General features: G+C 47.4%; 10 protein-coding genes. 8 read left to right on the top strand and 2 right to left on the bottom strand.

Annotated features, from left to right (window positions below):
• Positions 1-3: 3 nt before the first annotated feature.
• Entirely contained in the window at positions 4-1431 is a 1428-nt protein-coding gene (locus F8C76_RS13090) for a Gfo/Idh/MocA family protein (RefSeq protein ID WP_152132176.1), read from the bottom strand.
• A gap of 17 nt (positions 1432-1448) precedes the next feature.
• Positions 1449-2237 (bottom strand): 3-keto-disaccharide hydrolase, encoded by a 789-nt coding sequence (locus F8C76_RS13095; RefSeq protein ID WP_152132177.1) that lies wholly within the window; start codon positions 2235-2237, stop codon positions 1449-1451.
• Between the two features lie 105 nt (positions 2238-2342).
• On the opposite strand from F8C76_RS13095, the gene F8C76_RS13100 reads away from it, so the two are divergent.
• The 8 genes from F8C76_RS13100 to F8C76_RS13135 all read left to right on the top strand — a co-directional run bounded on the left by F8C76_RS13100 (position 2343) and on the right by F8C76_RS13135 (position 15650).
• Positions 2343-5477 carry a VPS10 domain-containing protein gene (locus tag F8C76_RS13100; RefSeq protein ID WP_152132178.1) on the top strand — a complete coding sequence of 1045 codons (3135 nt, stop codon included), beginning with the start codon at positions 2343-2345 and terminating at the stop codon, positions 5475-5477.
• A 24-nt stretch (positions 5478-5501) separates the two neighbouring features.
• On the top strand, positions 5502-8624 hold the full coding sequence (locus tag F8C76_RS13105) for a VPS10 domain-containing protein (RefSeq protein ID WP_152132179.1): 3123 nt from the start codon (positions 5502-5504) through the stop codon (positions 8622-8624).
• A gap of 18 nt (positions 8625-8642) precedes the next feature.
• Complete coding sequence (locus F8C76_RS13110) at positions 8643-9188, top strand: CopD family protein (protein ID WP_152132180.1); 546 nt, start codon at positions 8643-8645, stop codon at positions 9186-9188.
• A 183-nt stretch (positions 9189-9371) separates the two neighbouring features.
• The gene (locus F8C76_RS13115) at positions 9372-10781 is read left to right on the top strand and encodes a sensor histidine kinase (RefSeq protein WP_152132884.1); all 1410 of its coding nucleotides are present in this window, start codon (positions 9372-9374) and stop codon (positions 10779-10781) included.
• A 45-nt stretch (positions 10782-10826) separates the two neighbouring features.
• Positions 10827-11609, top strand: a complete 783-nt coding sequence (locus F8C76_RS13120) for an enoyl-CoA hydratase/isomerase family protein (RefSeq protein ID WP_152132181.1) — start codon at positions 10827-10829, stop codon at positions 11607-11609.
• A 27-nt stretch (positions 11610-11636) separates the two neighbouring features.
• Positions 11637-13187: a hypothetical protein gene (locus F8C76_RS13125; RefSeq protein ID WP_152132182.1), complete on the top strand. Its 1551-nt coding sequence runs from the start codon at positions 11637-11639 to the stop codon at positions 13185-13187.
• A 158-nt stretch (positions 13188-13345) separates the two neighbouring features.
• Positions 13346-14299, top strand: a complete 954-nt coding sequence (locus F8C76_RS13130) for a DNRLRE domain-containing protein (protein ID WP_152132183.1) — start codon at positions 13346-13348, stop codon at positions 14297-14299.
• A 337-nt stretch (positions 14300-14636) separates the two neighbouring features.
• Complete coding sequence (locus tag F8C76_RS13135) at positions 14637-15650, top strand: hypothetical protein (RefSeq protein ID WP_152132184.1); 1014 nt, start codon at positions 14637-14639, stop codon at positions 15648-15650.
• The last annotated feature ends 179 nt before the right edge of the window (positions 15651-15829 follow it).

The raw sequence follows: 15829 nt of genomic DNA on the forward strand, positions 1-15829 counted from the left end.
GTTCTAAAAATCCCTATAGTCTCCTGAAAGGTAGGCATTGGCCTTTTCCTCCTTGAACTTAGCCGCTTGTGCGTCCCAGTGGAGGGTCTCCCCGGGGAACCTTCCGGCAATGGTGCCCAACAATATGGTCTCGGTGAGCCTGGCCCCATACTCAAAGGGTGCCGTGGTCTGGGCCTTGCCCAAACAAGCGTCCACGAACTGGTGGTAGTGCTTGGGTCCTTCGGACTCATAATTCCTGATGGGCTCGCCCAGATTGTGCTTCTCGCTCAACTTGGCAATCTCCTTGGAGATGTCCACGTACTTTCCTCGAACAATTTTCTTGGGCAACTGCATGAAGTGGGGCAACAAAAGACGTCCCTTCTCGCCCACGAACATGGCACCCTGCTCCGGAAGTTCGCCCTCACCGGCCACCTTGGCGTCAAGGGATATCTTGTCGGCCATGCTCTCTTCCTTGTTGGATTTCTTTGCCGCTGTGTTCTTGGCGCCGGGCAGTACAAGGTCCTCGTGCATATTGGGTGCCCCGGGGCCATCGTACCAGACCCATTTGAAGGTCTTGGAGGTATATGGGGTGCTCGGGAACTCATAGGTCACCACGTTGTTCTCCGGGTATCCGAACCCATTGGAGGGTCGGCAGTCGGTCTTCACGGTCATGGGAACGTCCAGCTCAAGGGCGTTGTACGGGGTGTCGAAGATGTGCACGCCCATGTCACCCAAAGTGCCACAGCCGTAGTCCATCAGTTTTCTCCAGTTCCCGGGATGGTACATTCCTTCTTTATAGGGTCTTTCGGCAGAGGTCCCCAACCAAAGGTTCCAGTCCAACTGTGCGGGGACTTTGTCCTCTCCTTGCGGAAGGGGTCCATCGTACCCCCAGTTCTTGGGGGACCAGGCATGTACCGTGTGTACTTTGCCTATGATCCCGGATTGGATCAAGAGCGTGGCCAGTTTATAATCGTAGAAGGAGTGTACCTGGATGCCCATTTGGGTCACAAGGCCCTTTTCGGCGGCCATCTTCTTCATGGCACGGGACTCCGATACATAGTGTGTCAACGGTTTTTGGCAGTAGACGGGTTTGTTCATCTCCATGGCCATCATGGAGGCCGGTGCGTGGGTATGGTCCGGAGTGGACACGATCACGGCGTCGATCTGATCGGCCATTTCCTTCAACATGGTGCGGTAATCGAAGAACACCCGGGCGGTTGGGTGCAGCTTGCGCGCAGCGGAAAGGTTCACGGCATCCACATCGCAAAGGGCCACCACGTCCACGGAACCGTGGGACGATATGGCACTAAGGTCGGCGGCGCCCATGTTGCCCACACCAATGTGGGCGGTGCGTAATCTTTCCTTGAAAGGGGCTCCTTTCAACAACGAAGGGGCCACCATGATGCCCAGGGCACCTACACTACTTTTTTTAATGAATTCTCTTTTATTCATAGGTTGGATTTAGCGGGTTATAATTTCTTGATTTTTATGTTGCGGAACCATATCGGGCTGGAATGGTCCTGTAGCGCGATGTAGCCCGTCTTGAACTTTCCGTAATCGGGACTGTTCTTCCATTTGTCCGAGTTCTTCTTTTCCTGCCAGGCCTCGTCCCAAGGGACAAATGACAACAACAGTTCGCCATTGAGCCAGTGTTCCACCTTTTCAGGGGTGAAGACGATCTTGGAGCTGTTCCATTCCCCAACGGGGTGCAGGGTCTTATCGGCCTTCGGGGGGTGCATGGCATAATCGGCCCCGGTCTGTTGCAAGGGCTTGAGCTCTTCAGGTTTATCGGTGTAGCCCAGACTGGTATTGTAGGCCGTAAGGTCATGGATGCGGGCATAGTTCTCGTCATCGATGAGCTGATATTCGGGCGATACCACTGGGGGACCGTCATAGCCTTCCTTGACGTGGTAGAAAATACCACTGTTGCCCCCTTCGGGGAGTTTCCATTCCATGTAGAGCTCAAAATTTTCGAACTCCTCGGCGCCGTAGATGATGTCCTTTCCGCCCTTGTAGTCCTGCTCCATGCCCAGTTCGGTATCGAAGGTAAGGGTGCTGTCCTTAATGATCCAGCCGGGGGGAAGGGTCTCCATGTTGTAGCCGCGCCAGCCCTCGGTGCTGGTGCCGTCAAACAGATAGATCCATTCGGACTCTTCCTGTGTTGGCGTTTGTGCTGTTTGTACTTCTTGGGATTTTGATTGGTTTTTGCAGGCTGACATCAGAATAACAAGAACGATGAGCCCAAAATAATTTCGCATAGTGTGGGTTGAGATTTAAATGAGGGAGTTAAAATACAAAATATTGTGAAACCTTTTTTCTTCCTTTTTCATTACATTTAGACACGACTAATTAACACTTTGAAAATGAAGACTTGCTTTTCCAAAATGGGTATGCTGCTGCTTACCTTCACGCTCTGCGTTGCTACCGTTCAATCCCAACGAAAAAAGAAAACCCAAACCACTCCCGAGTATCCCGAGGAAATCTATTCCAGTTTGGAATATCGATTGATCGGTCCGTTTCGTGGCGGTCGCTCCGCTGCGGTTACAGGAGTACCCGGGGAACCCAATCTTTTTTATTTTGGCGCCACTGGTGGTGGGGTTTGGAAGACCACGGATGGGGGTCGATCATGGGAGAATATTTCTGATGGTTATTTTGGAGGAAGTATCGGTGCCGTTGAGGTAGCCAAAAGTGATCCCAATGTAATTTATGTTGGAGGAGGTGAAAAAACCGTACGGGGGAATGTCTCTTCAGGATATGGTGTTTGGAAAACCGAAGATGGAGGAAAGACCTGGGCATCCATGGGGCTTGAAAAAACAAGGCATATCCCCAGGTTAAAGGTACATCCCACAAACCATGATATCGTTTATGCCGCAGTGATGGGCAATATTTATAAACCTACCAAGGAACGCGGGGTCTATAAAAGTACCGATGGGTGCAAAACCTGGAAACAAGTTCTTTTTGTGAACGAGCATGCGGGTGTTGTAGATCTTACCTTGGACCCCAACAATCCAAGGGTCTTGTATGCTTCTACATGGAGAGTGCAACGAACCCCATATAGTCTAAGTAGTGGTGGCGAAGGTTCTGCACTTTGGAAAAGTACCGATAGCGGAGAGACTTGGACAGAGATTTCAAAAAATGACGGTTTCCCAACAGATACCTTAGGGATTATTGGTGTGACCGTATCCCCAAAGAACAGCGAAAGGGTATGGGCCATTGTGGAAAACAAGGAAAAAGGAGGCTTATACCGTTCAGATGATGGAGGAAAAAAATGGACTCGCGTAAACGAGGAGCGCAAATTGCGTCAAAGGGCTTGGTACTACACCCGTGTCTATGCCGATACGGAAGATGAGGATGTGGTCTACGTGCTCAATGTCCAATACCACAGAAGTACGGATGGTGGGAAAACCTTCAATACCTTTAATGCACCACACGGTGACCATCACGATCTTTGGATTGCCCCGGAGAATTCAAAACGGATGATCATTGGGGACGATGGTGGCGCACAGATCAGTTACGATGGCGGGGAAACTTGGAGTACCTATTACAATCAACCCACGGCCCAGTTTTATAGGGTAACTACGGATAACGCCTTTCCATACCGGATCTATGTGGCACAGCAAGACAATTCCACTTTGCGTATCAACCATCGGAGTGATGACAATTCCATAGGCGAGGACGACTGGGAAGAAACTGCCGGAGGTGAATCCGCACACATTGTAGTAGACCCTACCAATGATGATATTGTGTACGGAGGTAGTTATGGAGGATTCCTGACTAGGGTCAACCATAAGAACAAAACTGTTAGGGGCATCAATGTTTGGCCGGATAATCCTATGGGTTACGGTGCCGAGGGAATGAAATACCGTTTCCAATGGAACTTCCCAATTATATTCAGCAAGCATAATCCCAAAAAGCTCTACACCTTTTCCAACCATGTGCATATGAGTACCAACGAAGGGCAAAGTTGGACTTTGTTGAGCGATGATCTTACTCGAAACGATCCCACAAAATTGGTATCCAGTGGTGGTCCCATAACCCAGGACAATACCAGTGTGGAATATTATTGTACCATTTTTGCTGCCAATGAAAGCCCTTTAAAGGAAGGTCTGTTATGGGTAGGAAGTGATGATGGTCTCATCCATGTGACCCAAGATGGTGGAAAAACATGGGAAAATGTAACGCCCAATATCATGCCGGAGTGGAGCATGATCAACAGTATTGAACCCTCCGCTTTTGATGAAGGGACCTGTTACGTGGCTGCGACCCGATACAAATTGGGGGATTTCACGCCCTATCTGTACAAAACCACAGATTATGGAAAAACCTGGTCCAAAATCACCAATGGGATCAACAATGAACATTTTACCCGTGTGGTACGTGAAGATCCAAAAAGAAAAGGATTGTTGTACGCCGGAACGGAAACGGGCATGTACATTTCCTTCAATGATGGCCAAAATTGGGAGAAATTCCAATTGAACTTACCCATTGTTCCCATTACCGACTTGACTATTAAAGACGACAACCTCATCGTGGCCACCCAAGGGCGAAGCCTTTGGATCATTGATGATCTTACGGTTTTGCATCAACTGGATGGCTCCAAAAAATCGGCAGAGGCCATTTTGTTCCATCCCAAGGACAGTTATCGTACCAAGGGAGGAGTGGCAAAGACTCCTTCCAAGATAGAGGGACAAAACCATCCCAATGGCGTGGTCACCCATTTTTATCTCAAAAACCTTTCGGAAAAAGACAGCGTGGCCTTGACCTATACCAAAATGAATGGGGATACTTTGGCGTCATACAGCACCTATGCGAAGGACAAGGACAAAAAGCTTACGGCCAAGAAAGGGGGCAATACCCATGTTTGGGATACCCGTGGCAAAGGAGCGGAAAAATTAGAGGGAATGATTCTCTGGTGGGCCAATTTGGATGGTGCCAAAGCGGTTCCGGGAAGCTATAAAGTGCTCTTGAATGTGAATGGTGCCGATCAGACCCAGGAATTTAAGATTCTTCCCGACCCCAGGGCGGAAGTTTCAGTGGCCGATATGCAAAAGCAGTTCGATTTTATTACCGACATCAATGAAACGGTGGACAGGGCCCATCAATCCATAAAGAAAATTCGGAAAATCAACGAAAAGCTGGACGCTTTTGTAAAACAGTACAAGGACAATGAAGCTACCAAGGCCTTGGTGGAAAAGGCCGAAAAAATGAAGGAAGATTTCGGGGAAATTGAAAAGGCTTTGTACCAAACCCAAAACCGAAGTAACCAAGACCCCTTGAACTTTCCCATACGGTTGACCAATAAACTGGCCCACTTGAACAGCTTGGTGTCCATAGACGATTTCCCTCCAACAGAGCAGGATATGGCCGTGAAAAATGAACTTTCAGGAAAGATCAAGGAACAATTGAATGCTTTTGATGCTTTGGTGGACAAAGAAATTGATGCGTTCAACAATGAGTTCAACCAATTGGAATTGGACTATTTGAGTATTGAGGATTAAAAAGAAACCTAAACCCGACCGGACATGAAAAAAGTAAGTTTTCTTTTAGGGGTGCTTTGCGCTACCCTGAGCTTTGGACAAACCGCCAATGACTATTTCAAACCCATGAAATTCAGGAACATTGGTCCATTTCGTGGTGGACGGTCTGTAACCGCCAGTGGTGTTGTGGGAGACCCTTTGACCTATTACATGGGCACAACGGGTGGTGGATTGTGGAAGACCAACAATGCCGGGCAACAATGGGAAAACATTTCAGATGGTTTCTTTGAAATGGGTTCTGTTGGGGCGGTTTCCGTATCGGCCTCCAATCCCAATGTGGTGTATTGCGGCATGGGTGAACATGCCCCCCGTGGGGTAATGACCTCTTATGGGGATGGCATTTACAAATCCAATGATGCGGGAAAGACATGGATCAAGCTGGGATTGGAAAAAACTCAGCATATCTCACGCATCATTGTGCATCCCACCAATCCAGATATGGTTTATGTGGCGGCCCAAGGAGCACTTTACGGCCCCAACAAGGAACGTGGGGTGTACCGCTCCACCGATGGGGGAAAAACCTGGAAGAACATTCTTTTTGTCAATGAACTCACGGGAGCCGTGGAACTTTCCATGGATGCCAATAATCCCCTGGTTTTATACGCGGCCATGTGGGAACATCAACGCAAACCCAATATCGTAATCAGTGGGGGTGATGGAAGCGGATTGTACAAAAGCACCGATGGAGGAGACACTTGGACTGAGTTGACCGAAGGGCTTCCCAAAGAGAAAGGGAAAATGGCCATTGCAGTGAGTGCGGCCAATTCCGATAAGGTATATGCCCTGATTGAAAGCGATTCCAATGCAGACAAGGGCGGACTTTTCGTTTCGGGTGATGCCGGGAAAAGCTGGAGTATGGTGAGTGGCGATAACCGATTGGTGCAACGGGCTTGGTATTATATTGAGGTGTTCGCCGACCCCAATGACGAGGATACGGTATATGTGCTCAGCGCAGAAATGTTCCGATCGGAAGACGGAGGAAAAGCTTGGGAGACCATTTCCGTGCCGCATGGCGACACCCATGATCTTTGGATTAATCCAAATAACTCCAAGAATATGGTAATGGCTGACGATGGCGGAGCCACCATAAGCTTTGATTATGGCAAAACGTGGACGCTTCAAGAGAATATGCCCACGGCCCAATTCTATCGCATCAGTACCGATAATCTTTTTCCATACAACATCTATGGTGGGCAACAGGACAATACCTCGGTGAAGATTGCAAGTCTTTCTTTAGGTCGATGGAGCATCAGCCGGGAAGATTGGCATTATTCCGCAGGGGGTGAGAGTGCCTTTTTGGCTTTCGATCCTGACAATCCCAGATATGTGATGGGCGGAAGTTACTTGGGAACCATTGAATTGTTGGATATGGAAACCAAGATGGCCACGGATGTCATGGCGGCTCCCATCCAATATTTGGGGCGCGAGGCCCGCAACATGAAATATTTATACAATTGGAATGCCCCTATTATTTGGTCCCAACATGAACCCGGAACGTTTTATCACGGCGCTCAGCTAGTGCTTCGCACTAGGGACAACGGGGTTACTTGGGAAGAAATTTCACCCGACCTTACCCGTGATCAAGATGACAAACAGGGCAATGGCGGAGGGCCTTATACCAATGAAGCTGTGGGCGCCGAAAACTACGGCACCCTGTCGTACATGATTGAATCCCCCCACGAAAAAAGGGTTTTCTATACGGGAAGTGATGACGGATTGGTGCACATTACCAAAAATGGAGGCGAAACATGGGAAAATATCACCCCAAAAGGACTTAGAGAGTGTTTGATCAATGCCATTGAAGTGTCTCCCCATGACCCGGCCACGGTCTATATCGCCACTACGCGCTATAAGTTCAATGACCATACCCCGGCTTTGTACAAAAGTTCGGACTATGGCAAGACATGGGCCAATATCAGCACAGGAATCCCGTATGGTTCCTTTACCCGCGTGGTACGGGAAGATCAAGTCCGTAAGGGATTGCTCTATGCAGGAACTGAAAAGGGGCTTTATATTTCTTGGAACGATGGTAAAAACTGGGAACCATTGCAGTTGAATCTGCCCAAAACGCCCATCACCGATTTAAAAGTGCATCAAGGAGATTTGATCGTGGCCACTTCAGGACGGTCTTTTTGGATTTTGGACAACATCACGACCCTGTCCCAGTACAAGGCCAATGTCAATGCGCTGCAACTCTTTCAACCAGAGGATGCCGTGAACGGATTTTGGTTCAGTCCCCTTGACAGCAGCTCAAAAGAGGTGGAAGGGACCAACCCTTACGAAGGGGTGAATCCCGCCAATGGCATGGTCATCCACTACAATCTTCCCAAAGCCATGGACAGTACCGAGATCACTTTGGAGATTTTGAACCAACAGGGCAAGGTAGTGCGCAGTTTTACCTCGGAAAAGGACAAGGACTACAAACCTCATCATGGGGGTGGGGCACCTCCGGCACCAGTGTTGGGTACGGACAAAGGGTTGAATCGCTTTGTATGGGATTTAAAGACCCCCATAATCCCGGGCATACCCGATGTGTATATTGAAGCCAATTTCACAGGGCATAAAGTCCCTCCAGGAACCTACACTCTTCGGTTAAAGGTAGGTGGGGAAACCGTTACCACTACAGGAACTGTGCTAAGCCCTCCCAATACCAATATGACTCCCGAACGATACCGGGAACATGATGTGTTCATGACAGAACTGGAGACCAACCTAACTGACATGCACCAAAAGATAAACGACCTTTTCAAGGTGCAGGGGCAGTTAAAGAAGTTATTGGAAGAGTTGGACAATGAAACCCTGAAAGCAGAAGGCAAAGCCCTACTGGAGAAGCTCAAGGCATGGGATGAGGATATGGTACAGCGAAAGTCGCAGGCCTATGACGATGTGGAGAATTTCCCCAACAAGTTCTCGGCGGAATATTTGTTTTTGATGAACCAGAGCAACAGTGCCTTGCCCCGAATCAATCAGCCGTCAAAAAATCGAAAACGGGAATTGGATGCGCAATGGGTTGGACTTAAACAAAGAGCCGTAACTTTGATGACTGCCGATATCCCCAATTTTAACATGAAGCTTTGGGAAAATGGGGTAGGGGCACTTCGATTGTAATCGTAAAAAAGCGTACTGTTGATTTACCCATATATTAAATCCTTGCACCTCATTTTTGTGGTCACCTGGTTCGCGGGACTGTTCTATATTCCGCGATTGTTCATATACCATATTGAGGCATGGCAAAAACCCTCCCCGGAGCGGGAGATATTGACGGACCAACTCAAACTGATGACCAAACGCCTGTGGTATATCATCACATGGCCATCGGCCATTCTGTGCACCCTGTTCGCTGTTTGGATGCTTATTTTGATGCCCTCTTGGCTGCAACAGCCTTGGATGCATGTAAAATTGGGATTTGTATTGCTGTTGTTTGTATATCATTTGAAATGCCATCAAATTTTTAAGCAATTGCAGCGCGATGAGGTAAAATACACCTCCAAGTTTATGCGCATCTGGAACGAGGGGGCCACCTTGATCCTCTTTGCCATTGTGTTTCTGGTGATTCTTAAAAGTGCCTTTAACTGGATTTATGGGGTCATTGGCATTGTGGTGCTGGGCATTCTTTTGATGTTGGGGATTCGACTTTACAAACGTATACGGGACAAGAATCCCAATGCTTAGGAAAGTTCAAATATCAAGTTCAAGCGCAAGCACAGTTAAATTAGTAGGAACCTAATTTTGAGCTTGAAACTTGAACTTGTACTTACTCTTGCGCCTCATTTGGCTCGATAATTGCTTAAATTTACCTCAAACCAAATACGCTTGTTCAGTAAATTATCCTTACGATCCCGGATATTCTTCAGCATGATATTGTTGGTGGTCATTGCCTCCGTATTGATTGCCGGGGTTACCATTTACCAGTATAGCGAACAGGGCAGGGACTATCATGAGAATAGGGTGGAGCGTAAGGAAGAGCAGGTGCTCCAAAGCATTGCCTACACCATACGGGAAACCACCTACCCGGTGAACACGGAAAACCTCGGATTGATCTTTAGGGATGAAATCTACAAGATTGCTGATGTCCAAAATGTCAACTTTAATATTTACGACCTCGAGGGCAGTCTGATCAAAAGCTCTAGACCCAGTTTTGAGGCCGACTCCATTTCCAATTGTTTGGATGCACAGATTCTGAACCATCTACGGGACAGTGATGACAAGCGATATGTTCAGGAACAGCGTGCCGCCGGCGATAATTACCAAGCCACCTACACCTACATCAACGATACAAGGTTTAAACCCATCGGGATCGTAAACCTTCAGTACTTTGAGGACAATACCTTCAACAATAAGGAGCTTACCGAGTTTCTCTTGCGTTTGGGAGGGGTGTACCTGATCATGTTGTTCTCCGCCATTTTCCTCGCGTACTTCATTTCAAAATACATTACCCGATCCCTCCAGACCATTTCCGATAAGATCAACCGGACCAACCTTACTAGGCGGAATGAAAAAATATACATTGAAAGCCCCGGGCAGGAAATTGGGAAACTGGTGGATTCGTACAACAGAATGATCGATGAATTGGAGGAAAGTGCCGTAAAATTAGCCAAGAGCGAACGCGAACAGGCATGGCGTGAAATGGCCAAACAAGTGGCTCATGAAATTAAGAATCCCTTGACACCCCTACGGCTTACCGTTCAGAATTTTGAACGCAAGTTCGACCCCCAGGACCCCGAGATCCAAAACAAGGTCAAGGAATTTTCAAAGACTTTGGTGCAGCAAATCGACACCATGAGCAATATTGCCACGGCCTTTTCCAGCTTTGCCAATATGCCCGCCCAACAAAATGAGACCTTGAATGTGGTGAAGATCGTGAAGCTGGCCTTGGAAATTTTTACCGAAGACTACATCCATTTTATTGCGGATGAGGAAGAGATCATTGCCAAATTGGACCGCACCCAATTGATCAGGGTCATCACCAATCTGGTGAAAAATGCCATACAGGCCGTTCCCGATGTGTCATCTCCCCGCATATTGGTGACCGTTTCCTCGGAAGGGGAACAGGTGAAGATTTCGGTTGCGGACAATGGGGTGGGCATTTCGGATGGGTACAGGCAAAAGGTCTTTGAGCCCAAGTTCACCACCAAATCCAGTGGAACGGGCCTTGGTCTTGGAATGGTAAAGAACATTGTGGAAAACTACGGCGGAACCATTAACTTTACTTCACAAGTAGGCAAGGGAACCGTGTTTACGGTTAGATTTCCAAAGCAATCTTAGATAGCAGTCAGGTCGAGCGCAGTCGAGACCCTAAAATAACAACACATGGACTACGAAAACATCTACATCGAAGAAGAGAACAATATAGCCACCATCACCATTGATCGGCCCAAAAAACTGAACGCCCTCAACAAACGGACCATAGAGGAACTGCATGTGGCCGTAAAGGAGTTGGATGAAGACCCAGATACCAAAGTCATCATCATTGTGGGAAGTGGTGAAAAGGCCTTTGTGGCCGGGGCGGACATCTCGGAATTTGCCCACTTTTCGGTCAAGGAAGGGCGTCAATTGTCTGCCATGGGTCAAAAAAACCTGTTCGATTTTATAGAAAACCTATCCACACCCGTGATTGCGGCCATCAATGGCTTTGCCTTGGGGGGTGGATTAGAGCTGGCCATGGCCTGCCATTTTAGGGTGGCGAGCACCAATGCCAGAATGGGTCTCCCCGAAGTCTCCCTCGGGGTCATCCCCGGTTATGGGGGTACACAGCGCCTCCCACAGCTTGTGGGCAAGGGTAGGGCCATGGAAATGATCATGACGGCAGGTATGATCGATGCGGACAAGGCCTTCGCCTACGGTTTGGTGAACCATGTGGTGTCCCCAGAGGAATTAGTGCCCTTGTGCATTAAAATAGCAAGCAGGATATCGAATAATTCCACTGTGGCGTTAAAACAGGCAATAAAAGTGGTAAATGCTGGTTTTAAGTATGATGTTGATGGTTATGCCGCCGAAATAGACGCCTTTGGCCATTGTTTTGGGACCGATGACTTCAGGGAAGGCACATCGGCCTTTTTGGAAAAGCGCAAGGCAGATTTCCCCGGCTCATGACCGTTGGCGCGACCAACCCAAATCGAAATGAAAAAACAAATCGTCCTGTTGGGCCTTCTTCTCATGGGCATTGTGGCACAGGCCCAAAAAATGCCCGTTTCCTATAATTTTGGTGAAAAATACAACGACCGCTACCGCTATTCCAACCTCTTGACCATTGATGATGACGGTACCGGGGGCTATATTTTGGTCCGAGCCTACTACCAAGGCCTGATCTTAAGGCCCAAAGGCTACCTCATAGAACACTACAATGCCGATCTGGAACTGGTCACGGAGTACAATTACAAGCTCAAGGGACTCGACTTTGTGGACGGGTTTCTGAAAAATGGCCAATTGAACCTGATGTTCCTCAACTACAATGAGGGTAGGCACGAATACGAATATTGGGTGCATACCAGCCCCATAATTACATTTGATTTTAAGGAGAAAAAACTGCTTTCCATCAGCTCGGAGCAGGTGGACGATCCGGTGGGGAAAAACTACTACAACCGGAACTTTTCCAAAGGATTTACCACGGCCATTCTTTTTGATGAGGACAAAAGGGGCTTTGTAATCAGTACCCACCACAAAAGAGGCAAGGACAACAAGCATATGATCCATATGTTCGATACGGCCCTCAACAAAAAATTCGAGTTCGACTTCTCTGGCGAGATCGAGGAAAAGAACTACGCTTTTGAGAACGTGGCCTTCTCGCAGGACCTGCAGACCGCGTATATTGTGGGGAAAGCCTATTTTAAGAAGAAACGCTTTCAGGTGGACGAGCGCAAGTTCCAGTACGAGCTTATAAGGGTTAACACCAACGGAAGCAGCGCACAATCGTTTGTGGATCCCGGAAAATATCCCGAAGCGCTCTATCCGGTTCGGTTTAAAAACAGACTGGTCTGTATCGGATTTTATGCCGATAGAAAGGACAATCGCTACAACGGAATCGCCTATTTTGACCTAGATCCCACCTCGCTCGACATCAATTCCCAAAAATACAATCCCTTTTCCCAGCAGTTCATGGAAGACAAGTTTGGTAGGGAAGAGGACAAGGAAGTAAAGAATTTGGTCTTCAAAGGGGTGCAGATCGCCCCAAACGACGATATCTTCTTTAATGCTGAGGAATACTTTGTGACCACGGGCATGGAGGTCACAGGTGCCGGACAGCGCATTAAAACGGAACGCTACCACTATAACGACATTGTAAGCGCCAAGTTAAAGCCCAATGGCGAAATGGACTGGGTACGCAACATCAACAAAACGGAGGTTACCCGAGGCGATGGCGATTATGCCTCCTACAGCTCGTACTGCAAGGATGGCAATACCTACTTCTTTATCTGTACCGCGGCAGACAACCCACAACTTATTGGCAACGAACGTCTTATCTTTAAACAGGGTTTTAGCCGAAACCGCAATGTGTTCATGATCTCCTTGGACCCGAACGGTGTTTTGGACTACGAAAAGATCATAGACCAACAAGAGGCCCGTTTGCCCCTTATGGTCTCCAAACCCTTAAAGGATGCCATGGCGGACCATATGTTGTTCTATGCCAAACGGGGCGGTAAAAAGCAGTTGGTCAAGGTAGATTTCAACTGATCGCCCACAAAAAGCAGCTTAAAATTCCCACAGCAGATTTCATCCGTCAATCCTAAAGGGCAACCCGTCAATCCAAACGGGTCAAGGGTCAACTAGGCCCCAAAATACCCAATGGGCCCGCGTACTTTTGGTTTCAGATAACAATTAAATAAAAAATTATGAAATCAATTAAAGTACTGGGCATGGCCCTTTTGGGAATGTCCATCATTTTGGCCTCTTGTTCTGCAGAAGATGGGGAAAAAGGGGATCAAGGATTGCAAGGAGCCAAGGGTGACACAGGAGATAAAGGTGATCAAGGAGAACAAGGTCTTCCTGGGGAAGACAAGCCCAATGTGGATTTTTATTTCCAAAATGGTTTTAGCGATTATACAGATACTCAAGATGCAAGCATTGTACCGCCTAATATTGGAAGTGATGACCAGGAATTACAACTTCTCTATTCAAATAATGGCCTAGTGACAACGGAAAGGAGATCAGTGTTGCGCTTTGACAATATTGCTGATGAAATTACTGCTACCTTGGTTGGTGATGGGGAAAACTGTGCAGACGCTTTTCGTGTAAACAAGGCAACTTTATATGTATACCTAACTGGCTATACAAATCAAGATTATGATAATCTATTCATGAAAATTGGTTTTTATGGAGAGGACGAACCAACTTTTGAGCAAACAGAAGCTACATGGACATTTGCCCATGAGAATGAGTATTGGGCGGCAGATGGAGGAGAAGCAGCTACATGGGCAGGATTCTCAGGCTCTGACGATTATACATTCTTGCTCCCCAAGGGTTCCGGTGAAGCTTATGGTTGGTTTCCAATTATGTTGCCGAGAAGTGTAGTAGAGAACTGGATCTGTAATACTGGCTCCAACAAAGGAATGCGTTTGCGTATTGACCCTAACAGTGTCGATCTTGGACAGGGTTCAATTGATATTGCTTCAAGTGAAAATCCTAATACAGACCTAAGACCCCTTTTGGTCATCGAGACCGAGGATGTAGAGCCATCTGCTGTCACCAAAATGGCCCCAAGCAGCAAGACCCAAGATTGGGACAATATGTCCTATGAAGAAAAAATGGCGCCCCTGTACCGCTACTTTGCGGCCAAGGGCCTATAACAAGCTTTCCTTTTTCCCATACCTACCTGCAGAGAGAGTCCCGTCCGGGGCTCTTTCTTTTTGTGTCATTTCGAACTGTCATCCTGAGCGAAGACGAAGGAGCATGTGAGAAATCTCAAAGTTTCCAGTGAAACGAGGAATCTCATTCCGTTCCCATCATTGGCATACTGCAATGGGATTTTTCGGTCTTGGGCCCTCTCAAAATAGCAGGCGGATGTACACGTCCGTCAATCCTGAAGTGCCATCCGTCAATTCAAAGGGGTCAGGGATCAATTCACTACTAAAGTAGTGAACGGCTGAATGTACTTTTGGTTCAAATAACATTAATAAAAATAGTATGAAATCAATAAAAGTACTGGGCATGGCCCTTTTGGGAATGTCCATCATTATGGCCTCTTGTTCCGGGGAAGATGGAAAAGATGGTTTGCCTGGAGATAAAGGAGACAAAGGCGCACAAGGTGACCAAGGGCCAAAAGGTGATCAGGGTGATCAGGGTGATCAAGGTGATCAAGGAGATCCGGGTGCCGATGGCCAAGACGGTAGCGACAAACCCAATATGGAGTTCTATTTCCAAAATGGGTACAATGATTATACAGGAACACAGGATGCACAGATCAGTCCTGATGGGCTTAATGATACCAATAATGAGTTTATGGTAATACGTGAAGATTTGGGAGATCCTAATGGAATGAGGCAATCCGTAATACGTTTTGACGGCATTTCGGGTGTTGTTAATACAGCATTTGATACAGATGGTGCCAACTGTGGAGAAAGTTATAGGGTAGATCAAGCGATTTTATATTTGTACTCCCATTTCTCTACTGTTGATGTTGCCACCCCTGGATATATACATCTTGGTTTCTATGAAGATGGAGACCCTTTATTTGATGAGTCTTTGGTTAGTTGGACAGCAGCAAATTCTATTGACAATTGGAATTTTAACGGAGCAGGTAGTTGGTGGGCTGACAACCCATTCCCAGGAACAGATGGCTATACCAACTATATGCCATCGATTACTACTACTTCAAAGGCTTTGGGTTGGATTGCCATTCCCTTGCCACGAGATATTGTGTCAAATTGGATTTGCGATGCCAGTGGGGAGAATAACAAAGGTATCAGACTACGATTAACAACGGATTTGGGAAATGGTGAGTCAACCCGAATGGGATTTTTCACAAGTGAAAATGGCAACACAGATTTAAGACCGTTGTTGGTGGTACAAACTACAGAGGTGGAGCCATCCGCTACTACCAAAATGGCCCCAAGCAGCAAAGCCAAAGATTGGGACAGTATGTCCTACGAAGAAAAAATGGCGCCCCTGTACCGCTACTTTGCGGCCAAGGGCCTATAACAAGCTTTCCCTTTCCCATACCTACCTGCAGAGAGAGAGTCCCGTCCGGGGCTCTTTCTTTTTGTGTCATTTCGAACTGTGATCCTGAGCGAAGACGAAGGAGCATGTGAGAAATCTAAAAGTTGCCAGTAAACTATGGGATTTCTCGTTCCACTCGAAATGACATCAAGACTTCATCC

The organism is Flagellimonas olearia (assembly GCF_009184425.1).
GTDB lineage: Bacteria > Bacteroidota > Bacteroidia > Flavobacteriales > Flavobacteriaceae > Flagellimonas > Flagellimonas olearia.